The sequence below is a fragment of the Vibrio sp. Isolate33 genome (assembly GCF_022397895.1).
GTDB classification, from domain to species: Bacteria; Pseudomonadota; Gammaproteobacteria; order Enterobacterales; family Vibrionaceae; genus Vibrio; species Vibrio pomeroyi.
The window spans coordinates 726855-750696 of record NZ_JAKEUP010000002.1 but is presented as its reverse complement, the minus strand read 5'-3'; the positions used below and the strand labels follow the sequence as shown (position 1 = coordinate 750696).

The 23842-nt window shown below is 44.4% G+C and carries 18 protein-coding genes and 1 other RNA gene; 10 read left to right on the top strand and 9 right to left on the bottom strand.

All coding sequences use genetic code 11. From position 1 onward, the window contains the following. Positions 1-40: 40 nt before the first annotated feature. The 4 genes from L1D37_RS06695 to L1D37_RS06680 all read left to right on the top strand — a co-directional run bounded on the left by L1D37_RS06695 (position 41) and on the right by L1D37_RS06680 (position 6849). Positions 41-1278, top strand: a protein-coding gene (locus tag L1D37_RS06695; RefSeq protein ID WP_239847317.1) for an IS3 family transposase whose coding sequence is annotated in 2 segments (ribosomal slippage) — positions 41-413 and positions 413-1278 — 1239 coding nt in all. Because the reading frame shifts where the segments join, the coding sequence is not laid out codon by codon here. A 437-nt stretch (positions 1279-1715) separates the two neighbouring features. Continuing rightward, entirely contained in the window at positions 1716-3413 is a 1698-nt protein-coding gene (locus L1D37_RS06690) for a chitinase (protein WP_239847316.1), read from the top strand. A 273-nt stretch (positions 3414-3686) separates the two neighbouring features. Then, positions 3687-5237 (top strand): Na+/H+ antiporter NhaC family protein, encoded by a 1551-nt coding sequence (locus L1D37_RS06685; RefSeq protein WP_239847315.1) that lies wholly within the window; start codon positions 3687-3689, stop codon positions 5235-5237. Positions 5238-6255: 1018 nt separating this feature from the next. Next, positions 6256-6849 (top strand): GPR1/FUN34/YaaH family transporter, encoded by a 594-nt coding sequence (locus L1D37_RS06680; RefSeq protein ID WP_017106470.1) that lies wholly within the window; start codon positions 6256-6258, stop codon positions 6847-6849. Between the two features lie 125 nt (positions 6850-6974). Here L1D37_RS06680 and L1D37_RS06675 read toward each other — a convergent pair whose 3' ends face one another. The 4 genes from L1D37_RS06675 to L1D37_RS06660 all read right to left on the bottom strand — a co-directional run bounded on the left by L1D37_RS06675 (position 6975) and on the right by L1D37_RS06660 (position 12366). Beyond that, positions 6975-8522: an alanine/glycine:cation symporter family protein gene (locus tag L1D37_RS06675; RefSeq protein ID WP_239847314.1), complete on the bottom strand. Its 1548-nt coding sequence runs from the start codon at positions 8520-8522 to the stop codon at positions 6975-6977. A gap of 458 nt (positions 8523-8980) precedes the next feature. Then, positions 8981-10321: an MBL fold metallo-hydrolase gene (locus L1D37_RS06670; RefSeq protein WP_239847313.1), complete on the bottom strand. Its 1341-nt coding sequence runs from the start codon at positions 10319-10321 to the stop codon at positions 8981-8983. A 142-nt stretch (positions 10322-10463) separates the two neighbouring features. Then, the gene (locus tag L1D37_RS06665; RefSeq protein WP_176681907.1) at positions 10464-11231 is read right to left on the bottom strand and encodes a 1-acylglycerol-3-phosphate O-acyltransferase; all 768 of its coding nucleotides are present in this window, start codon (positions 11229-11231) and stop codon (positions 10464-10466) included. Between the two features lie 190 nt (positions 11232-11421). Further along, positions 11422-12366: a hypothetical protein gene (locus tag L1D37_RS06660; protein WP_239847312.1), complete on the bottom strand. Its 945-nt coding sequence runs from the start codon at positions 12364-12366 to the stop codon at positions 11422-11424. A 244-nt stretch (positions 12367-12610) separates the two neighbouring features. Here L1D37_RS06660 and L1D37_RS06655 point away from each other — a divergent pair, with 244 nt between their 5' ends. The 4 genes from L1D37_RS06655 to L1D37_RS06640 all read left to right on the top strand — a co-directional run bounded on the left by L1D37_RS06655 (position 12611) and on the right by L1D37_RS06640 (position 18177). Beyond that, positions 12611-14323, top strand: a complete 1713-nt coding sequence (locus L1D37_RS06655; RefSeq protein ID WP_239847311.1) for a class I SAM-dependent methyltransferase — start codon at positions 12611-12613, stop codon at positions 14321-14323. 51 nt (positions 14324-14374) lie between these two features. After that, the gene (locus tag L1D37_RS06650; RefSeq protein WP_239847310.1) at positions 14375-15103 is read left to right on the top strand and encodes a DUF429 domain-containing protein; all 729 of its coding nucleotides are present in this window, start codon (positions 14375-14377) and stop codon (positions 15101-15103) included. A gap of 78 nt (positions 15104-15181) precedes the next feature. After that, the gene (locus L1D37_RS06645; RefSeq protein ID WP_239847309.1) at positions 15182-15991 is read left to right on the top strand and encodes a M15 family metallopeptidase; all 810 of its coding nucleotides are present in this window, start codon (positions 15182-15184) and stop codon (positions 15989-15991) included. 305 nt (positions 15992-16296) lie between these two features. Next, positions 16297-18177 carry a RimK/LysX family protein gene (locus tag L1D37_RS06640; RefSeq protein WP_239847308.1) on the top strand — a complete coding sequence of 627 codons (1881 nt, stop codon included), beginning with the start codon at positions 16297-16299 and terminating at the stop codon, positions 18175-18177. A gap of 210 nt (positions 18178-18387) precedes the next feature. Here the strand turns inward: L1D37_RS06640 and ssrA are convergent. Together ssrA and smpB are read right to left on the bottom strand one after the other, a co-directional pair. Beyond that, positions 18388-18754: a transfer-messenger RNA gene (gene ssrA / locus L1D37_RS06635) on the bottom strand. A gap of 66 nt (positions 18755-18820) precedes the next feature. After that, the gene (gene smpB / locus L1D37_RS06630; RefSeq protein WP_004735156.1) at positions 18821-19306 is read right to left on the bottom strand and encodes an SsrA-binding protein SmpB; all 486 of its coding nucleotides are present in this window, start codon (positions 19304-19306) and stop codon (positions 18821-18823) included. Positions 19307-19425: 119 nt separating this feature from the next. Between smpB and L1D37_RS06625 the strand changes: the two genes are divergently transcribed. Both L1D37_RS06625 and L1D37_RS06620 read left to right on the top strand, forming a co-directional pair. Continuing rightward, positions 19426-19854 (top strand): SRPBCC family protein, encoded by a 429-nt coding sequence (locus tag L1D37_RS06625; protein ID WP_016767156.1) that lies wholly within the window; start codon positions 19426-19428, stop codon positions 19852-19854. 3 nt (positions 19855-19857) lie between these two features. Further along, on the top strand, positions 19858-20166 hold the full coding sequence (locus L1D37_RS06620) for an RnfH family protein (protein WP_004737569.1): 309 nt from the start codon (positions 19858-19860) through the stop codon (positions 20164-20166). Between the two features lie 183 nt (positions 20167-20349). Here the strand turns inward: L1D37_RS06620 and bamE are convergent, their stop codons facing one another. The 3 genes from bamE to nadK all read right to left on the bottom strand — a co-directional run bounded on the left by bamE (position 20350) and on the right by nadK (position 23718). Continuing rightward, entirely contained in the window at positions 20350-20709 is a 360-nt protein-coding gene (gene bamE, locus L1D37_RS06615) for an outer membrane protein assembly factor BamE (protein WP_009848326.1), read from the bottom strand. Positions 20710-20876: 167 nt separating this feature from the next. Continuing rightward, a complete protein-coding gene (recN, locus tag L1D37_RS06610) occupies positions 20877-22541 on the bottom strand; it encodes a DNA repair protein RecN (RefSeq protein WP_239847307.1) in 1665 nt (554 codons plus the stop codon). Between the two features lie 292 nt (positions 22542-22833). Further along, positions 22834-23718, bottom strand: coding sequence for an NAD(+) kinase (gene nadK, locus L1D37_RS06605; protein WP_017066747.1), 885 nt, complete (start codon positions 23716-23718; stop codon positions 22834-22836). Between the last annotated feature and the right edge of the window lie 124 nt (positions 23719-23842).

The following is a 23842-nucleotide window of genomic DNA, read 5'->3' as shown; positions in this document are numbered from 1 at the left end:
TGTCCCGTCCTGAAATGTGTTTACACATTGAGGACGAATTATGACTACTTCAAATAATACCTACGTTAAGCGCACTCAGCGTGATTACACACTAGGCTTTAAATTACAGGTCGTCGCCGCTGTAGAAAGAGGCGATATGACATATAAACAAGCCCAAACCATTTATGGTATCCAAGGCCGCTCAACTGTTTTAACTTGGCTTCGAAAGCACGGTAAGATGAATTGGGCGCAAACTCCAAGGATGAACACCATGCACCAATCAACTAATCCTAAAGAGTCACCAGCACAAAAAATAAAACGCCTTGAAAAAGAGTTAGAAGACGAAAAAATAAAGAATCTCTTTTTAAATAGAGTGGTTGATATTCTTGATGCTGAACACGGAACTAGCCTCAGAAAAAAGTATCTCGCCAAGGAGCAAGAAGCCTTCAAAAACAGGAAGGTATAAGTTTAGTTCGAGTATGTAAGTTATGCGGGATAACGAGACAAAGCGTTTATCAACAAGAAAAACGAGCTGTTCATCGCCAGTTGGAACTTAGACCCATCAAAAAAATGGTGTTAGATCTTAGACGTTATATGCCTCGGGTTGGTACTAGAAAACTCTACTTTTTGCTTAAACCAAAGTTGCAAGCACAAGGTATCAAGCTAGGTCGAGATGCTCTTTTCAACTACTTACGTGATGAACAATTATTGATCAGACCTAAACGTAGTTTTACAAAAACGACAAACAGTAAGCATTGGATGAAAAAACATCCGAACTTATTAAAGAACTACAAACCATGCAATCCAGAAGGTGTGTTAGTCAGTGACATTACCTATATCCATTCAGATGAAGGGGTTCACTATCTCTCATTGGTAACGGATGCGTTTAGTCGGAAGATTATGGGCTACGAGCTGAGCAACGACATGAAGTCGACGGATGTTGTCAAAGCGCTAGATATGGCTATCAAGGGACGTCAATATCATCGTTCGTGTATCCATCACTCTGATCGTGGTCTCCAGTATTGCTCAGGTGTTTATCAAGATAAGTTGAAAAGTAGCAACATAATCCCCTCGATGACAGACGGTTATGACTGCTACCAAAATGCATTAGCAGAGAGAGTAAATGGAATACTGAAACAAGAGTTCTTGCTTGATAAATGTAAAAACCTCAGAGAGCTTAAACAACTAGTAAAAGAGTCTATAAGTACCTATAACAATATGAGGCCGCACCTTAGTCTCAGGATGAAAACTCCAAATGAGGTGCATGAAAAAAGCCAACAGCTGACGCTGTTGGCTTAGTAGAAATACTGTCAACGTATTTTAGGACGAGACANCTAGTAAAAGAGTCTATAAGTACCTATAACAATATGAGGCCGCACCTTAGTCTCAGGATGAAAACTCCAAATGAGGTGCATGAAAAAAGCCAACAGCTGACGCTGTTGGCTTAGTAGAAATACTGTCAACGTATTTTAGGACGAGACACGATTCATTATATTGATCCATTGCATTAAAGGCCTGTGAGCAATACCTAGAAAGTAAACGAACAATGCCTAGAAACCGAATCAGTTGGAAACTAGATATCAGCTCAAGAAAGTATGAGACGTGTTGTTACGTCTAACTATACATAAAACTATCACTCGCACTTTTTATAAATTCATACCACAACAGCTAGGCTATTTCCCACGTGCCACATACTCTTTGATGGACTTAATTAAGGACAGATAAGAGAATCCATCATGTTAAAAATCAAATATTTGGCGACAGTACTGGGCTGCACCTTGGCAGCACAAAGTCATGCGTCTTTGAACATTCAACCTGATCCGCAAAACCCGAATGGCTACCTTGTTGAAAAGTCGGCACTACAAGCCGCTGAACAAGCAAAAACCTCGGATCCTATGTACGCGATCTGGTCACAAGCATTACAAACTCGTTCGAACACCATTGTTGAAGCGATTGAGCCCGGTTCATCTACCAATCCTGAAAACGTAAAACGGGTTGAGCGTGTATTCCCTCAGTCTGAATGGGATTTCCTTACTCAGATGGCGGCACCAGAATACACTTACACTCGTTTCTTGCGTGCGATTGGTAAATTCCCTGCGTTCTGTGGAGAGTACACCGACGGCCGTGATTCTGATGCCATCTGTAAGAAATCCATCATCACCGCTTTTGCTCACTTCTCTCAAGAGACAGGCGGTCACATCGCGATAGACAACACCTCTGATAACCCATTAGCTCTCGAAGAGTGGCAGCAAGCGTTGGTGCATGTTCGTGAAATGGGGTGGTCTGAAGGTCAAGAAGGCTACACCACTGGTTGTGGCCAGAACGATTGGCAAAATGCACGCTGGCCATGTGCCGCGGGGCAGGGCTACTTCGGGCGTGGCGCTAAACAGCTTTCTTACCATTTTAACTACGGTGCCTTCTCTGAGGTGATGTTCGATGGTGATGCGACGGTACTACTGAATAATCCGGGCTTAGTGGCTGACTCATGGTTGAACTTAGCTTCAGCTATCTGGTTCTTCTTAACTCCACAAGCGCCTAAGCCTGCAATGTTGCATGTTATCGACCGTACATGGACGCCATCTCAACGTGAATTGGATGCGGGGATTAGTTATGGTTTTGGTACCACAATCAACGTGATCAACGGTGGTATTGAGTGTGGTGAACAGAATAAAGACAAAGGCCAGCCAGTTAACCGCATTCGTTACTGGGAAGGACTCGCGGCGCACTATGAAATTCCTGTAGAGGCAGATGAAGCGAATACCTGTTGGCAGCAAACGCCTTATGGAAGCTTGAACCTCAACGGTGCTACTGACGTGCTGTACACCAACTGGGATGGTAACTGGAAATACTACGCAGATCGCCCAGAAGGCTATTCATTTGAATGTGAGCTTGTTGGCTTCCAAACCGCTTATTCAGCGTTGGTCGCTGGAGATTACGAGAAGTGTGTGACCAACTTCTATGGCTCTCATGCGAGTTGGCCGGAAGTGAAGGTAGTCGACAAGCTTGATCCGGTAGACCCAGGAACCGATCCTGGTGGCAATGGTTGGAGTGTGACTAAGGTTTACAACGCTGGCGATCAAGTGACTTACAATGGCGCAACTTATGAAGCTAAATGGTGGACGCAAGGGGATGACCCTGCCAATGGCGGCCCTTGGAAATTAGTGGCAGGTGAGCCAACACCACCTGTCGTGACTGACCCAGCTCCTGTTGATCCTGCTCCGGTAGACCCAACACCAGTTGATCCGCCAGTAACTGAGCCACCTGTCGTTGTTGACCCATCGGTGTTTATTACATGGGAGGAGGGAGTTAGCCAAGTAAGTAACGGTGACAAAGTGACACATAACGGCAAGTGCTTCGTGGCTAAAAATGGTCCGGGTGTTTGGGAAAGCCCAGTTCAGTCGAATTGGTTCTGGGATGAAATCAGTTGTAATTGATAGTCTGAATATCGGAACCGTGGTTTAAACGACGAGTTCAGTATTACGCTGTAGCGATATAAATAATCAAAAGCCGAAAGTTTCTACTTTCGGCTTTTTTTCGTTTCGAACTTGGCTACCTAAGAAGGTCGATTGGTCTATTAGGCTATGTTAAAGCGTATTTAAAGACTAATTATCCGGTTAGAGAATAAAGTCCTGTACAAATTGTGGCTGTGAATTTATATTCAAATTTAATTTATATTTATTCTTTATTTTTAGGGTTAAGGTGTACCTATGGAACAGACAGATATCACGTCACTCATCCCCATTGTGATTACTTTGGTGTTGTCGTTGGCGACAAGGAATGTGGTGATAGGCCTTTTTGCTGGCGTGCTAAGTGGCGTTGCGATGCTAACTGGCATGTTTAGCGAACTCAATCCGCTTGATACGTTTGGTACCATGGTTAAAGGTTACCTAGTCCCTCAACTTACTGATAGCTACAACGCTGGCGTGATTATGCTGTTGGTGTTCATCGGAGGCTTTGTTGCCTTGATGGAGAAATCGGGCGGTGGCGTTGCGTTTGCCAAGCGTGTGACTGAGTGGGTAAGCAATAAGTGCCAAGCTCAATTGTCTGCATGGTTTGGAGGAATCGTGATATTTTTCTCTGACTTAGGTACTCCGTTAATTGTTGGTCCTGTCTTTCGTCCCCTTTTCGATAAACTGAAACTTTCTAGACAGAAGCTAGCATTCATCATCGACTCAACATCATCACCTGTCGCGATTCTTATCCCTTTTATCGGGTGGGGCGTTTACATCATGAGTCTGATTCAAAAAGAGTTTACCGCCTTGAATGTCAACATGTCTGACTGGGATGCCTTTATCGGTGCGATTCCTTTCCAGTTCTACGCATTCTTAGCGATTTTCATTGTTCCTTTAGTTTCAGTTAAAGGTTTAGACTTTGGGCCAATGGCAAAAGCCGAGCGTGATTGCCAAGTGGGAATCAACTCTGGCGTGAATAGCGAATCACTTAATCCTTTCTCGCATAAAAATGCAAAGGCATCTTTTGTTTGGGCACCACTGTTAGTGATGTTGGTGGTGTTGTGTGCCATGTTAGTCCCACAAGGCTTCCCATTCCAAAAGGTTGCAGGTTCTTCATTCAGAGCGGCTTTATCATCGGCTTATTTCTTTGCCGCGATTACCTTGATCTCGTTGATGGCTTACTACGGCGTGAGAAAACTGTCGGATGGCGTTTCTGTATACCTAAAAGGCATGGGTAACATGATGCCTGTTGCGATTATCTTGGTACTGGCGTGGGCGTTAAGCACCATTGGTAAAGAGTTAGGTGCGGCCGCATATATTGCAGAGCAAGCGCAGAGCGGTTTCCCTTACTGGTTAGTGCCTGCCGTTGCCTTCTTGTTGTCGGCTATCATCTCATTTGCAACGGGCTCTTCATGGGGAACCTTCGCGATAATGATGCCATTGGTTATCCCAACAGCGCTCGCGATTGATGCGCCGCTTCTGGTTGCGATTGGCGCTGTACTTTCTGGCGGCTTGTTTGGTGATCACTGCTCACCGATCTCTGAAACCACCATTCTTTCTTCAACAGGGGCTGGTTGTGATCAGTTTGAGCACTTTAAGACTCAACTGCCTTACGCATTGATGAACGGCTCAATTGCTCTAGTGAGCTTTATCGTGGCAGGCTTTACTGGCAGTTCGTTGGTTGTGTTAGGTGCGCTTGTCGCTCAGTTGGTTGTTGTGACACTACTAGCCAAGCGTGATGCGAGTAAAAACGCGTCTTCAGAAGTGCCATCTCAAGTGTCTGAATCTAAAGCTCAACAAGCGTAATTTAAGATGGAAAATGAGGGATGAGATTCCAGATATCTCGTCCCTCGATTCTGGAATGACGATTCGATGAATGGATACGGGATGCGAGTAATCGAGTAACGAAAAGCTCGCTCTCTTGTTCTTAATCTCACTTACTCGCACCTAAGCAAGCCTCCGTCATTCCCTACAGTGAGGGACGAACGTGATAGGGAATCTCTTTAGTGCCCTCGGTGTTTATATCGAAGAGGAGATTTCAGATACCTCGTCCCTCGATTCTGGAATGACGATTCAAATAAATAGATACGGGATGCGGGTAAACGAGTAACGAAAAGCTCGCTCTCTGTTGTTCTTCATCTCACTTACTCGCACCTAAGCAAGCCTCCGTCATTCCCAATAGTGAGGCACGAGCGTAGTAGGGAATCTCTCTAGTGTGTCCAAAGTGCTTATATCTAAGAGGAGATTCCAGATACCTCGTTCCTCGATTCTGGAATGACGACTGAGAGCTAGGTACGGGATGTGAGTAGTCGAGTAACGAAAAGATCGTCCTATTATTACTCGTGTTTGCTATTTAGTTTCTCGCTTACTCAATCTGAACGCGCTGTTCGCATCCCGCATCTCGTTACCCACATCTACATAAACCTCCGTCATTCCCTACAGTGAGGAACGAACGTGATAGGGAATCTCTTGTTTGCCATAAGTGCTTCTATCGAAGATGATATTCCAGATACCTCGTTCCTCGGTTCTGGAATGACGCTTCAATCGAGACCTGTTCCTCTTATCCCGCTTACTCGAATCTACAGACTCTTTTCGCATCCCATATCTCGTTACTCGAATCTTTTTATAGCGTGATAGGGAATCTGCTTATTGATAGTTTCTATGAATCAATACGGCTTGTTATGAAACTAATTTTCCATGTGATCATTTCAACAACCTTAGTTTTCGATAACTGGATTATCCCAAAAGCAATTTATCAATTAAAATTTTCTTACAAATTTTATCGATTTTTTTTAATCAACCACTTTAATAAGGTAAATTCGCAATGTCGACCAAACTAGCTAACCCAGCGCCACTAGGCTTAATGGGTTTCGGTATGACCACTATTCTTCTTAATATCCACAACGCAGGTTTCTTCCCAATGGATTCAATGATCCTTGCGATGGGTATTTTTTACGGTGGTTTGAGCCAAGTTATCGTGGGCACTATGTGTTTCAAACGTGGTGACACGTTCGGTACAACTGCGTTTACTTCTTACGGCCTATTCTGGTTGTCTTTGGTTGGTTTGATTGTAATGCCTTACATGGGCCTACCAGCAAGCCCTGCGGCATTCATGGGTTGGTACCTACTTCTATGGGGCATCTTCACAGGCTTCATGTTCATCGGCTCTCTATGCTACCCAGTAGCGAAGCAAGTAGTATTCGGTTCACTAACTATCTTGTTCTTCCTACTTGCAGCTCATAACTTCACAGGCAGCTCACTGATCGGCACTATCGCTGGTTTTGAAGGCATCTTCTGTGGCGCTTCTGCTATTTACTTTGCAATGGCACAAGTAATCAACAACGAATACGGCCGCACAGTACTGCCAGTGGGTGAGAAGAAAGCACCTCAAATGGCAACACAAGAAATCGCTGCTTAATTTAGCGCTTCTTAGAAATATAAAAAAAGGGTTAGCCATGGCTAACCCTTTTTTGCATCTTGCTTCAAAGAAAACAGAATCTAAAGTATCGTTATCGTTTAAAGCAATATCACTGTTTGAACGTTTTACGCTGAAGGCTGCTCTACAGGCTTGCTGTCTGTCGCTTCGGCTTCTGGCGATTTACCCGTTTTGCGCTTGTACTTCTCTTCCCAGTAAGTAGCACCTTTAATGCCTAGTTTTACAGGGTTGAACGTGTACTCAGTTACGCCTTGCTTCTGTTGCTCTTCGTAATCAGCCAGTGCTTTAAGTGCAGGCTTAGACATGAAGAAGATAATCAGAATACCTACGATGTTTAACCATGCCATCAAGCCAACACCAACATCACCCATTGCCCATGCAAGGTTCGCTGTTTTAACTGTGCCATAGAAAACTGCAGTGATAAGAACAAGCTTAAGTACGAACATCATGCCAGGGATCTTGATGGTACGACGTAGGTAAGCAATATTCGTTTCTGCGATGTAGTAGTAAGCAAGAATCGTTGTAAATGCGAAGAAGAACAGAGCAAATGCGATGAATGGCTTACCAATGCCTGGTAGTGCACTTTCAATAGCAAGCTGTGTAAATACAGGACCATTCGCACCAATGTTTGCTGCTAGGTTCTGAACAAGGAACACGCCTTCAGCGCCGCCGTGAACGTTGTAAGCACCAGTGATGATGATCATGAACGCTGTCGCAGAACATACTAGAAGTGTATCGATGTAGATAGAGAACGCTTGTACCAAACCTTGTTGAGCAGGGTGATCAACACTTGCAGCCGCTGCCGCGTGAGGACCAGTACCTTGACCCGCTTCGTTTGAGTAAACACCACGCTTAACACCCCAACCAATTGCAGCACCGAAGCCTGCCATAGGTGTGAATGCATCACCAACAATCATTGCGAAAACAGTTGGCACTTGGCTGATGTTTAGCAAAATGATAACGAACGCGATGATGATGTAAGCCAATGCCATGAAAGGTACAACGATCTGTGTGAAGTTCGCAATACGTTTAACACCACCAAAGATGATGAAAGCAAGGATGATAGCGACAACAGTACCAGTGAAAATTTTAGCAAAACTGAATGTACCAACAGCTGTTTCGATCATATCACCTGAACCAAATGCAGCTTCTACAGCGTTACCGATACTGTTTGACTGAACACCTGGAAGTAAAATACCACAAGCAAAAATAGTAGCGATTGCGAAGATCCATGCGTACCACTTCTGACCCATCGCTTTTTCGATGTAGTAAGCCGGACCACCACGGAACTGGCCTTCGTCTTCTTCTTTGTAGATTTGCGCTAGCGTTGATTCTGCATAAGCTGTCGCAGCACCAAAGAAGGCTACAACCCACATCCAGAATACTGCACCTGGGCCACCGAAACCGATAGCGGCAGCAACACCTGCAATGTTACCTGTACCTACACGGCCAGATAGCGAAACGGCTAGAGCTTGGAAAGACGAGATGCCTTTTGACGAGCTTTTACCCGAAAGTAACAAGCGCCACATTTCAAAGAAGTGACGGATTTGTACAAATCGAGTCATGACGGAGTAGAACAAACCTGCACCTAAACATAGGTAGATAAGCACTGGGCTCCAGATAATTCCATTCAAAAAATCAACGAATGACTGCATGAGTATTTTCCCTGTTAGTTTTACTTGTGATTGTTTTTCGAACAACACAATACTTCACTTGTAACCTGAGTGTTAAATTATTTAACTACGCATTGGGATTACTGTGACATAAAGCATGTTACAGGGGCTAATTGTTAACGCTTAGTGCTATTTCGGAAATCGTTCCATTTAAACGTAAGTGCAACTAGTTGCTTTATTTCTGGTTTTGCAAAGTGAATAAATAGTGATTAATACAAACAAGTAACTTTCGCGATCGATAACTAAGAAAGGGTGGCGATAAAATAGACGAATTGACCATTTAGCATGAACGGCTGTTAGAGTACGTTTGTTTCGGGAAAGTTAGAATATATCACTTGCTCAGAATAGGTAGGCAGTTTTAGAGCGCTATCATTTTTTGAGGGGATAAAATGATAGTTTTTATCTTTACGGTAGGAAAAGTGCCTAATTAGACACTTGTTTCAAACGACCTTGAATCCCTGTTTTCGCAACTCTTGAGCGAATTCAGACTGAGTATTTGGTTCGCCATGTATCAAATGCAGCTCTTTTGGTTTAACAGGAATGCCAGTAATAAATCGATTGAGATCCTCTTTATCGGCGTGAGCCGAGTAGCCAGACATGCCATGAATCTGAGCATTCACTTCCACTTGTTTGTTGTCGATTGAAACCTGCGTTTCACCTTGTTGAAGCTCTCTTCCAAGGGTTCCATGAGCTTGGTATCCTGCCAGAGTCACATCGGTTCGTTTATCTGGAAGTAAGGCGGATAAGTAGTTCATTATCCTGCCACCCTGACACATTCCAGATGCCGCGACCACAATCGCGGGTTCACCTGTCGACTTAAGGCGATTAACGATTTTCTTATGCATTCTATGTCCATCAACAGTAATACATTGCTCAAATACCAGTGGGTGACGTTTCAGTTCTAGGCGTTGCTTTGCTTCTTGTCCCCAGAGTTCTTTAAAGCGTCGATAGGAACGTGTCACTTTCTCTGCCATAGGAGAATCGAGGATGATAGGAATATCGGCGCTGAGTTGATGCTCAAAGATCAGGTGTTCGATATCAAATAACAGCTCTTGTGTTCGACCGATACTGAACGCCGGAATTAGGATGACACCGCCATCGAGTAGTGAACGATCAATGATTGCTTTAAGACGCTCTGCTCGTGTTGCAATATCATCATGTGTACTTGTGCCATAAGTGGATTCGATAAACAGATAGTCGGCTTGTTGTGGCGGCATAGGGTCAGGAAGCAAGGGTGTGTTGCTTGGCCCTAAGTCCCCAGAAAACACCACTACTTCTTGATTAGATAACTTTATCTCGATATAGGCAGAACCTAAGATATGTCCAGCAGGTTGAAAACGAGCATAAATAGTATTTGGCCTATAATGATCCTTTCCGTTGTTTTGCGGTTTAGAGATGATAGGAAACCAATCTCCATAAGGCTTGGGCGCAATTAACGAATGAATCTTTTTAAGGATGAGTTTGGATTGTTTATGACTGAGCCCTTGCAGCTTTAGTCCGTCTTCAATCATTAAAGGGGCAAGTTCAGCGGTCGCTTGAGTGCAATAAATCGGTTGATTAAAGCCACTGGCGAGCAACCAAGGCAGTCGCCCGATATGGTCAATGTGAGTATGAGTTAGCAGTAGAGCATTGAGGTGGGATGTTTCAAAATCGATATCAAGAGGGCGTGCGTCCGAACCTTGAAAGAGGCCACAATCGATGAGCACCGATTGGCCTGAATCTCTTAACTCGTGACAAGATCCTGTGACCGTATGTTTACCGCCATGGTGAATTACTTCCATCGTTTACTCCCATTGCTCTATGCCGTTTCCCGCGTTTTATTCTGCGGATAAGTGTCAGCAAGTAAAACAAGAACAATGAGAGTTGCGATCGTTGAGTATCTTTTTAAGTAACTGAGCGATGACTCAGTGTGTTCGTTGCGAGTTAGTTAGTAGAAGAACGGTCTGAATCGAGCTCTGGGTTTTGTTGTGATTCCAATCTAGCGACTTCAGCATCAAGCTCTGCAATCTTCTCAGCCATTAGCGCATGGCAGTGATTGGCCAGCTCTCTAGCGTCACTCAGTTTGTATCCAGACACATCAATAGGTTCAAGCATCTCGGTAATCACAATGCCGTTGTTTAATCGGTTAAAGTCGATTTTGTTGTGAGTGGTGCTCGTGCACATAGGGGTGATAGGCACACCCGCCTCAATCGCCATTCGGAAAGCGCCCGTTTTGAAAGGCAATAGCCCGCGGCCTTTACTACGAGTTCCTTCAGGGTAAACCCACACAGATAGATCTCGTTGATGAATCGCTTCTGCCACTTGTTTAATGGTATCGCGCGCTTTCGACTTGTCTTCACGGTTGATCAAAATGTTCCCCGTGATCCAATACAGAAGCCCAAAAAACGGCACCACCAACAAATCGCGCTTTCCTAAAGAAACGGTGCGTGGTCTTAGCATTCCAGGGTCGGTGACAAAATCCAATATGCTTTGGTGGTTAGAGATATACACGCTTTTTTCTGGTGTTGGCGCATTCTCTAGGCCGCGCTGAACCAGTTTTACACCAACTATCTTTTGTAGTTGATTGAACCAACGACAGAAAACGTACACATGCTTAGGGTTCTTGGGGCTAAACAAGCAGTAAACAAAAGCACATAAAGTGGTGAAAATAATAAACACCGTAGCTAAGATAATACGAAGAACAGCAAGCACAACTCACTCCTTATTCACTGCAAGGATGCAGCGATTAAATAGTTTTAGATAGTTGAAGTTTTCACTCTATTTAACCGAATTGCAACAATTAACTGTGCTAGAGGCCTTTTTTATATCTTTATATAAAACAATGACTAACAATCGGTATTAGACGTGCAGATCGAGCTTACACGTGTTCACCAGTAATGGTTCATGATAACCAATATTGTTTATTTGGGTCGGCTTTTGCTGCCCATTCAGGATCTTGGCGCGCCTCTAAATAGAGTTGAAGGCCGTTGTAAGACATGAAAGCCGCGGGGCCACCAAGGTGTTCAAAATAATCAAAATAATCATCTTCAAGCGCACATAGGTGAGCTAAATCTTCCACCTTGTTTGCGATTGCCCATTGAATCGCAAACACTGGAGCTGTTGAACCTGCAACCGAGACTTCTTCGATATTTGGGTTAAACATCGCATTAGCCTGTTCTAGCAAAATCTCTTGTTGTTCAGATTCTTGTAGCAGCACCTCGTCGATGATCGCCAAGCGCTTGGTATTCGAGACATTCTTATTCAGCTTCGCAATTCTCAGTGCGTAGCTAAATCTTTCTGATGAAACAATATTGACCAGCTCAGACAGCAGTTCTTTGTCTACGCCTGCAGCCTTGGTGAAATAGTCGATACAAGAATGAATTGAAGCATAACGAGTGCCTTCAAATTCAAAGCCACTAGTTTCGTCGTAGGCCTCAATCGCGGTGTTATCAACCGACAAAGGCCAGCCTTGATACTCGACTCGCTGCTTGGCGATTTGATACATCTTCCAAGCGCTGCGCCCAAAACCGCCAAGTGTCGAGCCTGTAAACTCGCTGTCTATCAGCTCTTGCTCAGTCCAGTTCTCACCAATGCCTAAGTGCTTGGCATACTTATCTATGAGTGCATGCTTTATCTGGTCGCGCACCGACCAAATCGAAGTCAGGTCTTTCGCGTACTTAACACTCGCGCACTCTTTACACGCTGGTAGCGCTATCGGCACATGACCAACCTTGGCAAAAAGCTGAGCAGTTTTAGGAAACTCAACGCTGTGATCAGAAGGCTCACCACAAAACCAACAGGTGTGGCGCAGGTTGAATGGGATGTCTATGTATGAGTATTGGGTCATTGAACTTCTATCGGCTAGGGATTGAGGTTAGGGGTATTGTTGTAAAAGTAATTATCTCTGTTCGAGTGTCACCTTGCACCTGGTTTATTTCACTTTTCTTTGGATTAGTTCGATAGGGATATGTTGATATAAAACAGCCACTAATGATGAATGTTGACGGATGTTGCTGAACCTACATGTGCCGCTAGTAATCCTATTAGGCCACCATTACTATGGGACTAGTCTCCTTACTCCAATAGTGTATATGTCCTCATCGATTCCTTTTTACGATAAAAATGCTCATGCACTTTGTCAGCAGTACAACTCCGTGGCTTTCGAAGTGGTACATAAAAGCTGGCAAGCTTACAGGCCTTTAGAGGGCGATAAGGTGTTAGATGTCGGTGCGGGCTGTGGCCGTGATGCGTTATGGATGCAAAAGGCTGGCGCTGAAGTCATCGCGATAGAACCTAGTGCGTCATTACGCGAGCAAGGCTCTGAACATACTGGGCCAAGTGTTACATGGGTAGATGATTCACTGCCATCATTGAGCCGCACTGAAAACCTCGGAATGCGTTTTGACTTGATACTAGTGAGTGCGGTTTGGATGCACCTTGCACCATCATATCGAGAGCGAGCATTCAGAAAGTTATCTAACTTACTCGCTCCAAATGGCAAGTTGGTGATTACGCTACGTCACGGAGAGTTTCATGACGACCGAGAGGGCTATGAGGTCTCTGTTGAAGAGCTTGAGCGTTTATCGAAGAACAGTGCTTTGTTGGTGCGTCATGTCGATAACAGCCAAGACACCTTGAAGCGCAGTGAGGTTTGGTGGCAAACCGTAGTTATGACGCTGCCAGATGATGGCTCGGGTGATTTAAACAAGGTGCGCCACATTATTGTGAATGACAATAAGTCGGCTACATACAAATTGGCATTGTTAAGAACCTTGCTGAGAATCGCAGATGCCCATTCAGGTGCCGTGCTTGATCGAACGGATGGCAAAATATCTCTACCGGTGGGTTTGGTTGCTCTGTATTGGGTTAGGCAGTTTAAGCGTCTAATTGATATCGATATAGAAGGCATTGGGATTCAGCAAAACAGCAACACGAGTAAAGGCCTAGGTTTTGTAAAAGACGATGGTTGGAACAAGCTCAAGCACCTCAGTGCCGATGATTTAGCGATTGGTACCATGTTTTTGGGCGAGGAAGCCAAAGCATTGCAGAAGTTGTTTGCACAGACGATCAGCACTATTAAATCGGGCCCAGTGACCTTTATTTATCAAGGTTCTAAAGAGAATAAGTTGTTTGAAATACTCCCTCCTCAGCAGCGACGTAAGAGTCGAGAATCTCTGGTTATCGACAGCGAGTTCTTAGCAAGCTTTGGTTACTTCACGCTGGATGAAAGCTTATGGGAATGTTTCAGAATCTATCATTCTTGGATTGAGCCGCTAGTAGTGAATCAATGGGTGATGGAGATGCAGCGTTTTGAGTTAAATCGACAGCGCAACATTTCACTACAGACCTATCACGACTGCTTAGTATGGATTGACCGAAACCACGATACTCGTGACGTACGCAAGAGAGTTGAACAGCTTAGATCGGATCACGTAGACATTGTCAGCGTCTGGAGTGGAAAGTCATTAAAAAACGAGTATCACGTTGATCACTGTCTGCCTTTTGCTTACTGGCCGAATAACGACAAGTGGAACCTCTTTCCAACCACAAGCAAAGAGAATCTAAGTAAAAGTGACAAAGTTCCTACCGCTGAAAAACTTCGAGCGTCTAAGCCTCGTATTCTTGAATGGTGGCAATTGGCGTGGAGTGATTCGACTCATTTTGAACAGCAATTCTTTTCTGAAGCGGCCCTTTCTTTACCCAATATTCCACCACAGTGTCGAGATTTTGAAGAGGTGTTTGACGCAATGGGTCTGCAGGTACGTGGTGTGAAAAGTCGATTGCTGATCAATGAGTGGCATTGATCGCCACGTTTACCCGCAAATTTAATCCTTTAAACAACGGTAGAGATAACAATGAAATACATCGGTATTGATGGCTGCAAGGCGGGTTGGATCGCTTGGATTGTCTCTGATAATCAGGCCCCTGTGTTCAAAGTGGTAAAGGCGCTCGATGAGCTGGCGAGTGATCTTATTGGTTCAACGGCGCTTATCGACATGCCGATTGGTTTTAGTGACGCACAAACTCCAGATCGCTTGTGCGATAAAGCTGCAAGGCGTTTTCTAACCAGCAAACGTGGTTCTTCAGTATTTCCTGTGCCGTGTCGTGAGGCGGTTTACCAAACCGATTATATTGCGGCGTGTAATGCCAATGTGCAGCAGCTTGGTAAGAAGTTCTCTAAGCAAACTTGGGGTATTGTTCCTAAAATCCGAGAGTTGGATAAACTCATCGACGATCACCCAAACTTATCGATCAGAGAGTCTCACCCTGAGGTGGTGTTCGCTGCTTTGAAAGGGGAACCGCTTACCTTTTCTAAGCGGACTCAAGAGGGCAAAGAGGAAAGGCTTTCGATTATTCAGCAACTCGCCCCACAATGGTGTGAGGGTGTGGCGTTAGCAATCTCAAACACCAAGCGTAAAGATGTCGCGATAGATGATATTTATGACGCATTCATATTGATGTTGATTGCGTATCACGCTCCAACATTGTCGTGCTTGCCTGAACTTTCTGATATTGGCGGAAAGGCGGATAAAGATCAGAATGGTCGAGTTCGCGAAATCGTTTATTGGAAGAAAACGCTCTAGCAAATTCTGCACTCTGTTAGGCTGAGTGTGTTATTTTCCACTTCCTGTCTTTTTACTCTTACTGTTTTGAGCCTTGATATGAAACGTTTAATTGTTGGTTTGCTGGCAACCTTGCTCAGTGCGGCGAGTTACGCCCAAGTTACGCCTGTCTCTCAATGGCAGTGTGACATGATGAAAAAGAACAAGGTATTGAATAGCGGAGCGCCTGTTGGTTGTGATCGTCTATCCAAAGTGGACTTTGATTTCGTCAACTTTAAGGGTGAAACGCAGCAGGGGAACATGATTGTGCTTGATGTTATCGCCCCTTCTGTTGAACAAATCTTTTTAGCGCTCAAACAGCGTAATTTCCCGCTGCATTCTGCGCGCCTAATGCGTGAGTTTAACGGTGATGATAACGCCTCGATGGAAGCGAACAACAGCAGTGCGTTTAATGCTCGGCCTATCACAGGCGGAGGAGGTTGGTCGAAGCATGCATACGGTGTGGCAATCGACATCAACCCAGTTCAAAACCCCTTCTTAGCGTTCGATAGCAACGGAACCATCACGGTAAAGCCATCGCAATCGGCAACCAGCTATGTAAACAGAACGCGCTTTCGTGCACGCAATGACATTGAACGCCGAGGCATGGCGGAAGATGTGGTCGAGCTGTTTGCACATCATGGTTTTATGATCTGGGGAGGGGACTGGAATACCCCAATCGATACTCAGCATTTCGAGGTCGGATCAAGAAAATTCGTCAATCAATTGCTCTCTAAACCACAACCTGAAGCTAAAGTGCTATTTGAGCGATACGTCGAATCTTACCGTCAATGTTTTAATAAAAATAAAGGCGAGGGCGCAGAAAAAGCTCGCGCTGTCTGTGCAAAGAAAACAGTCGGGACTTTTTAGTGCTATGTTTATCTAGAACCGTTTGTGTTTTAGCAAGTTAAGCTCGCTTCAAGGGTACTTTGAATCGCTAAGGTCAACGCGCGTCGTTGGCCTTTTTTGTATTCGTTTCTCCAATAGAATACCGAGCAATCAAAAGGTTATTGGGTATCTGTTAGTCAATAATTGATGAAGTAATACGGCGCAAAGTCATCGGTTTGTCATTGAAAAAGTCATAGCGTAAACGTTATGTGAGAACCATTGCTGGTGGGGGAACTTATTGCCTTTTCGCCAGTATTATTAGTGAACTGATCACAACGGACCAACTAATGAAAAAGATACCTTTGGCTCTAACTCTTTTAAGCACCTTACTTTTTTCACAATATTCTTTGGCTACAGACACTTCACACACTACACAAAACCCGACTTACGAACTCGATGGTAAGGCGGTATTAGGCCGTACTGAGAATGTGTATCTCTCTAGCGTTCAAGGGCTTAAAGATGTTCCTTTCATTGGCAAAATCGACACTGGTGCCGAAACCACCTCCATGCATGCAGAAGACATTCATGTAAAAAGTACACATGCCGATTATAAGAACCTCAAAGACAAAGAGTTGATGTCGGCATTAACTGAAGATGTGCTGAACAATAGTGACGTTGATTACGACGATTGGGATGGCAGCACCTTTGCGAAATATGAAGCTGTGGTCTCTTTCAAGGTTCAAAACCCACGTACTGGTGAGATGGTATTGGTTGAGGCGCCGCTAGAGCGTGTCAGCATGATTCGCAGCCGTACCAGCAGCACGCCTTTGCTTCGCCCGACCATTAAAATGTCTCTGACTATCGCAGACCAAGAGCTAAAAACCGATGTTAACTTGACTGACAGAAGCCACTTCTCTGCGCCAGTATTGATAGGTAAGACCTTCCTAGCGGATAACGCACTGGTGTTTGCAGGTTACGACTATTTACAAGAGCAAGAGAACGCAACCGTGGTTGGCCGCAAAGAGGTCGTGTCTATCTCGGGAATGGATATGAATGCGACTTTCTCATTAAAGAACCGCTACAGTATTTTGCATGCAAAAGACATCGATATAGACAAAGAGAACAAACAAGTGACGTTTGATATGTTCGACAAAGACGGTAAGCAAAAAGAGATGACATTGCCGTTGGTTCGTATGTTAAGCGTGAGCGGTAAGAAGAGACCTTTAGTCTATGTGCCAGTTCAACTTGATGAGAACACCACTAAAGATGTGCTTGTGTACCTACGCGAGCGTTCGAGTAGTGAGTCGCAGCTAAGATTTGGAACCAGTACCGCTAGCGAACTCTTCATGATAGACACCAGTGCTGAAAACATTTTATCAGAAGGTTCAGAGAGTTTTAGTGATGTAGCGGAGTCTGGTGAGCCTATGATTATCTCACCGGAAGAGGACATCACACTGGATGATTTCCCTCTCAAGGCAGTGGCTTCGTTTACTGTAAACACGCCTCTGTTGAAGGTGGACAGCTTTGAGATTGTCGGTAAGGGCAAAGATGAATCGGTTGAGTTTTACCTAACTGACGCGAATGGCGAACAGCAGAAGGTCACAAAGCCAATCATTAAAAAGCTCAAAGTCGGGGATGATAGTCGTCCAGTTGTAAGTGGTGAGTTCTCGGCTTCTGGCAAGGTTCGCACACAAGAGTTTGCTATCGATGTGCTAAACAGCAATGAAAAAGAAGCCTACTTCATTCTCGGTAAGAAGATGGCGAAAGAGGGCGTTTACGTAAACACGCGCTCAGACTACCTATTGAAAGCAGAGCCTCTGTTTAAAGTAGGGCACATTGAGGTAGTAGAAGTGAACGGCATGACATTCCCTGCCAAGCTAGACACAGGTGCTGATGTGAGCTCAATGAACGCAGTGAACATCAAGCGATTTAAGAAAGATGGCCAAGACATGGTGACCTTTACTTATCAGAACAACCAAGGCGATAAGCAAGAGTTCACCAAGCCAGTTATTGATGTGATGCGCATTAAGGCGAAGAAAGGCGAGAAGGTTAACATTCGCCCTGTCGTAGAAATGAAAGTGAAGCTAGGCGACCTAGAAAAAGAGGTGAGAGTGAACCTTCAAGACCGCTCTCGCTTCGAATACAGCATGATTCTAGGTAAGAACTTCCTGAAGTACGGCGCGGTAGTAAGTAGCGATGAAGATTACGTTCTAGGGAAAATGGAGTAACGCCTTAACTTACTAAAAGCGAAATAGAGCAGTTCTAAAAAGCCACACATTTCAGTAATGGAATGTGTGGCTTTTTTATTGAACGTCTGTTTTTGACATTTACGGTTAGAGTTATAAGTGTTTGTTCTTTTGAATATTTTACCTACTAGTACATAACCTTTAGACAAACAAAAAGGGCCAACTCTTTCGAGTTGGCCCTTTCCAAACGTTTGGTGGAGCTGGCGGGAGTTGAACCCGCGTCCAAAAATCATTCATCATTGGTACTACATGCTTAGTCGATCTTTAATTTCACCAGCAACCTGCGAACCGACACGCTAGTTAAAGGCTAACCTGAATTATAATTCGCGCTTTTCCTCTCAGGTGGGAGAAGCCACGCTAGCTAGTTTGGGTTTGATCTCTTATTGGTCCCCGTCTTACGAGCGGAAGCTAGGGTAAGAGAGCTCTGAGCAGGTTATTAAGCTGCTAGTGCGTAGTTTTCGTCGTTTGCGACTATTTTTTTGCGGCTTTTTACGTGGCCAACCGCCCCACGGCATGCACCTCAGACTTCAAAATTCCTGTCGAATCCTAAATCAGCCCCAAGTGTTATTTGCATAGTACCAGAAAAGCTTAACCTGTCTAGCACTGTGCGTTTAAGTGCTTAAAATTAACGCAAATTACTCTTCATAATTCGTGCTTTATCTCTCGCCCAATCTTTTTCTTTCATATCGGTACGTTTATCGTGCAGCTTTTTACCTTTCGCTACGCCAACTTTTATCTTCGCCCAAGAGCGAGACCAGTAAAGTGCGGTTGCGACAAGTGTCATGCCTTCACGGTTAATACGACCGATAAGGTTGTCGAGTTCTTTTCTCGACATAAGGAGTTTACGGATACGTGTTGGGTTCGCCACGATATGAGTACTCGCTTGAGTAAGCGGAGTGATCGTCATACCACTGATGAATGCTTCGCCATCTCGGATGTAAACGTAGCTTTCTGCGATATTGGTTTTGCCTTCACGTAGGGATTTTACTTCCCAGCCTTGTAGCTCAAGCCCCGCTTCTATCTCATCGTCGATGAAATATTCGTGGCGAGCTTTCTTATTAAGCGCAATGGTATTACTACCGGCTTTTGATTTTGATTTATTCTTTGCCATAATGGCCTCATTATACGGATTGCGCCCTAGTTGGGGAATCCTTTTTATTTGCGCTCTGGCCCAATACAATTAAAATTGCAGTTTGTGTTAATGTAACGCTGTCTTTAACAGGAGTCTATATGCCAAAGGTTACTCGTTCAGCATTAGTGTCGTTTAGTGCCGACCAGATGTTCAGCTTGGTCAATGATGTTGCTCGTTATCACGAGTTTTTGCCAGGGTGTTCTGGTTCACGTGTGATCGAATCTTCAGATTCAACTATGGTGGCTTCGGTTGATGTCTCTAAAGCCGGTATCAGCAAAACATTTACTACGTCTAACCGCTTAGCGGAAGGCGCTGAGATTTTGATGGAGCTGGTGGACGGCCCATTCAAGAAGCTGCAAGGCGGTTGGTATTTTACTCCATTGGATGATCAGGCCTGTAAGGTCGAGCTTAAGTTAGAGTTTGAATTCTCTAGCCGAATGATTGAAATGGCTTTTGGTAAGATTTTCAATGAGCTGACGAGCAATATGGTCAGTGCTTTTACTCAACGCGCGAAACAGGTTTACTAAGCCATGACTATTGAATCAGATATGATCCACGTAGAAGTTGTGTTTGCGCTTCCGCATGAGCAGCGTGTGTTTACCTTAGTCGTGAATAAGAACGCGACTGTTGAAGAGATTATTGCACAGTCTGGTGTATTGGAGCTGTATCCAGAGATCGACTTGGCGAAGAACAAGGTTGGTGTATTTAGCCGTAACGTTAAGTTAGATGCGACGGTTCGTGATAAAGACCGTATCGAAATCTATCGTGCATTATTGGCTGATCCAAAAGAGATTCGCCGTAAGCGTGCCGAACAAGCGAAAGCCGCTGCTGCCAAGTAGTGTTGTAAAACCGATTTGATTAAGAAGAGCTCGCTATATTGGCGAGCTTTTTTGTGCCCGCTGGTTGGACACGGTGAGTTAATTTGTTAGCGAATATTAAAAAGCCTGCTCATGAGCAGGCTTTTGCGATCTATTTTTGTCTACTAGTAGCTTTGTCAGCTGAGAGCTTTGTCGACTGGAAAGCTAGCGAAGGCTTTCGAAGAACTCATCACTGGCTTCAAAATCACCATTGATCGTTACTAGAGTGCCAGTAGCATCAAAGTTCACGACAAGGTTTTTCTGAATAGGGTCGTTGTGACCTTTCTGATGGTGGTAGATGTAGTACCACGTATCTGGGTAGCCATTTTCGATAAGCATAGGTGAGCCCATAACGTAACGAACTTGTGTTTTTGTCATGCCAAACTTGAGCTGGTCGACAGCTTCTTGTTCAACATAGTTACCCTGATTGATGTCAATTCGATAAACCAACTTCTCTAGTAGAGAGCAACCGGTCAACATTGTTAGTGCAAGTGGAACTGCAACTAACCACTTTTTAATTCGCATAGTTTGAGATCTTTCTTCGCTAAAATACTGCCTGATAATAAACAAGCTCCAGCAAGAAGTAAAAAGCTCCTTGCGCTTTGAGCTTGTTATGACTGGCAATTTTGAATTTAGTTGCAAAATTGCCAAGAATTTTCGGTAAATTATCAGAAAGTTGCTGAATATTTGACCTAAGCTGCGATTAATAACTCTTTTGCGTTGGCAAGGGTCGATTCTGTAATTTGGCTGCCACCAAGCAGGCGAGCCAGCTCTGAAACGCGTTGTTGCTCATCAAGCGTGTGCATTTGCGTTTCTGTTTTACCCGACTTGGTACTCTTCGCCACGAACAGTTGTTGGTGACCATAGCCTGCAACTTGAGGTAAATGAGTCACACACATAACTTGTGTTGATTCACCTAGCGTACGTAACATTTTTCCGACAACCGCAGCGGTTGGTCCACTGATACCCACATCGACTTCATCGAAAATCAGACTTGGTGTGTCGACTTTCTGTGCCGTGATGACCTGAATCGCGAGTGAGATTCGTGATAGTTCACCACCAGACGCTACTTTAGCAATTGGCTGCATCGGTTGACCTGGGTTCGTTGACACAATAAAGGTCACGTTATCCATACCTAGTGGCGATGGGTGTGTATTGGTGTTGTTCACTTCAATAGCAAACTGCGCCTTTTCCATGCTGAGTTCGTGCATGCTTTGCGTGATCAGTTTGTTCAGCTCTTTTGCGTAACGAGTGCGTGACTTATGAAGCTTCTCTGATTTAGCCACGAACGATTGGTATTGGTTCTCAACTTCGTTGGCTAATTCATCCAGCTTTTCATCAGAGCAATCCAGTGCTTCGACTTGTTGTAGCAAGTCTTGATGGTGCTTATAAAGTTCTTCTGGCAACACATGGTGCTTACGCGACATCGACATCACTTTAGAGAAACGTTCTTCCACGTAAGCCATGCGAGCAGGGTCGACATCAATGCTATCTAGGTAACTTCTTAGCTCGCTATTGGTCTCTTCAATCTGAATGATGGCTTCAGATAGCAGGTTTGGTAGCTCAGCTAGTCTTTCATCTAAATCAGCAAGTTGAATTAGGGAGTGATTGGCCGATTGCAAAATACCAAGCGCATTAACTTCTTCACCTTCGTAAATAAGTTCGATAGCTTGCTGGCAGGTTGAGGCCAATTCTCCGCTATTGGAGAGGCGCTTATGCTCTTGTTCGAGCTCTTCATATTCTTCCTCCCCAATAGATAACTCGTTTAGCTCTTTGATTTGATATTCAAGAAGCTGTTTTTGAGCTTGATTTTGTTGGCTGTTTTCACGTAACTCTTTTAGATGGTTATCCGCTTGTCGCCATGCTTGGTAAGCGTTACGTGTCGATTTCAATAGGTTCAAGTGGCCGGCGTATTGATCAAGCATGGCCATTTGGTAGTCGCTCTTCATTAACTGATGGTGCGCGTGTTGACCATGAATGTTGATCAACAGTTGTCCTAGTGATTTCAGTTGCGAAAGAGGAACCGGACTGCCGTTGATGAATGCGCGGGAACGACCTTCTTTAGAGATGGTTCTGCGTAGAATGCACTCACCGCCATCAAGCAGTTCGTTGTCTTCTAACCAGCGAGTTGCATGCAGATTGTTCTCAAGTAAAAAAGCGGCACTGACTTCGGTTTTCTCTTCACCTTGTCTAACCATTCCTGCATCTGATCTTCCTCCAAGACATAAGCCTAAAGCATCGATAGCGATAGATTTACCCGCACCCGTTTCCCCGGTGATTGTTGTCATGCCTTTAGAGAGTTCTAGCTGTAAAGACTTAACAATAGCGAAATTATTAACACTTAAATTAGCCAGCATTTTTATTTACCTGTATAACTGAACAATACTGTATATAAGCTCAGTATATACTGTTTCTTTATACAGTAAAGTCGACAGATGAAAATTTTTTGCGATAGCTCTCAGAATTGAACTTGTCTGTAGATCACTGAAAGCACTATAGATTCCCAACTCAGTCGTTCCTCCCTTTTGGGAATGACGGTATAAGAAAATTAACGAGAAGCCAGAGCCAGCGGGCTTTCTATGGGCAATAAAAAAGGCTGACGAGTGTCGTCAGCCTTTGAAATTTTCGGTTATTGCTAGAGCCGTTTAGCTAAAACAACTTACTCGACCAGCCCAATTTGTTACGTAGGACATGATAGTAGTTGTAGTCTTTCGGGTGGATCAGCTTGAGCACATTTGGGCTTTGGTAAATGTGGATCTCGTCACCAGGAGAAACGGGTAGTGAGATTTGACCATCGCAGCTGACTTCTTGAGTGCCGCGGTTATCAGGCGATACGATCAGCTTGATGCGGCGTTTGCCATCGACCACCAGTGGGCGGCTTGAAAGCGTATGCGGGAACATTGGTACCAATGAGATCGCATTCAAACTTGATGACAAAATAGGACCGCCACCAGAAAGCGAGTAGGCAGTAGAGCCTGTCGGAGTGGAAACGATCAAACCATCGGAACGTTGAGAGAAAGCAAAGCTGTCATCGATGTACACTTCAAACTCGATCATGTGGGCAACTTGACCGGGGTGAAGTACTGCTTCATTGAGTGCGGCGTTGTGGCTTTTTATTTGGCCGTGGCGATGAATTTCCGTTTCAAGTAAGAAGCGCTCTTCTTCCATGAACTCGCCTTTAAGCACATCCGTCAGCGCGCTCTGGAAGTTTTCAGGGTTAAGATCGGTTAGGAAACCAAGGTTGCCTCGGTTAACACCGATCACTGAAATATCGAAACGTGACAAGATTCGAGCGGCACCCAGCATATTTCCGTCACCACCGACCACAATTGCGAGATCGGCGCGTTTACCTAATTCAATCAGGCTAGAAAAATGTTCTTTTGGGATATCGTCTAAAATTGTGGCGAGTCTGTCATCAACAAACACTTGATAACCCTCAGCACTTAACCACTGATAGAGCTCTCTATGAGTCTGAATTGCTTGCTGATCTCGAGGTTTACCGATAATGGCAATGACTTCAAATGGCTTTTTCATAACGTTTCCAAACGAATTAGGCTTGAATCAAAATTCTTCATCCCCATAATAAAGGCAAGTTGAACGTCTATGCGAGTGTTTTATATCAATTTGGGGTGCAAACACGCCTGTCACTTGCATTGAA

Coding starts and splice junctions, on each gene's coding strand:
- L1D37_RS06660 (WP_239847312.1), bottom strand. CDS start 12,366: ATGACCCAATACTCATACATAGACATCCCATTCAACCTGCGCCACACC.
- L1D37_RS06685 (WP_239847315.1), top strand. CDS start 3,687: ATGGAACAGACAGATATCACGTCACTCATCCCCATTGTGATTACTTTG.
- smpB (WP_004735156.1), bottom strand. CDS start 19,306: ATGGCAAAGAATAAATCAAAATCAAAAGCCGGTAGTAATACCATTGCG.
- L1D37_RS06625 (WP_016767156.1), top strand. CDS start 19,426: ATGCCAAAGGTTACTCGTTCAGCATTAGTGTCGTTTAGTGCCGACCAG.
- L1D37_RS06640 (WP_239847308.1), top strand. CDS start 16,297: ATGAAAAAGATACCTTTGGCTCTAACTCTTTTAAGCACCTTACTTTTT.
- L1D37_RS06655 (WP_239847311.1), top strand. CDS start 12,611: ATGTCCTCATCGATTCCTTTTTACGATAAAAATGCTCATGCACTTTGT.
- L1D37_RS06670 (WP_239847313.1), bottom strand. CDS start 10,321: ATGGAAGTAATTCACCATGGCGGTAAACATACGGTCACAGGATCTTGT.
- L1D37_RS06690 (WP_239847316.1), top strand. CDS start 1,716: ATGTTAAAAATCAAATATTTGGCGACAGTACTGGGCTGCACCTTGGCA.
- nadK (WP_017066747.1), bottom strand. CDS start 23,718: ATGAAAAAGCCATTTGAAGTCATTGCCATTATCGGTAAACCTCGAGAT.
- L1D37_RS06645 (WP_239847309.1), top strand. CDS start 15,182: ATGAAACGTTTAATTGTTGGTTTGCTGGCAACCTTGCTCAGTGCGGCG.
- L1D37_RS06650 (WP_239847310.1), top strand. CDS start 14,375: ATGAAATACATCGGTATTGATGGCTGCAAGGCGGGTTGGATCGCTTGG.
- bamE (WP_009848326.1), bottom strand. CDS start 20,709: ATGCGAATTAAAAAGTGGTTAGTTGCAGTTCCACTTGCACTAACAATG.
- L1D37_RS06620 (WP_004737569.1), top strand. CDS start 19,858: ATGACTATTGAATCAGATATGATCCACGTAGAAGTTGTGTTTGCGCTT.
- L1D37_RS06680 (WP_017106470.1), top strand. CDS start 6,256: ATGTCGACCAAACTAGCTAACCCAGCGCCACTAGGCTTAATGGGTTTC.
- L1D37_RS06675 (WP_239847314.1), bottom strand. CDS start 8,522: ATGCAGTCATTCGTTGATTTTTTGAATGGAATTATCTGGAGCCCAGTG.
- recN (WP_239847307.1), bottom strand. CDS start 22,541: ATGCTGGCTAATTTAAGTGTTAATAATTTCGCTATTGTTAAGTCTTTA.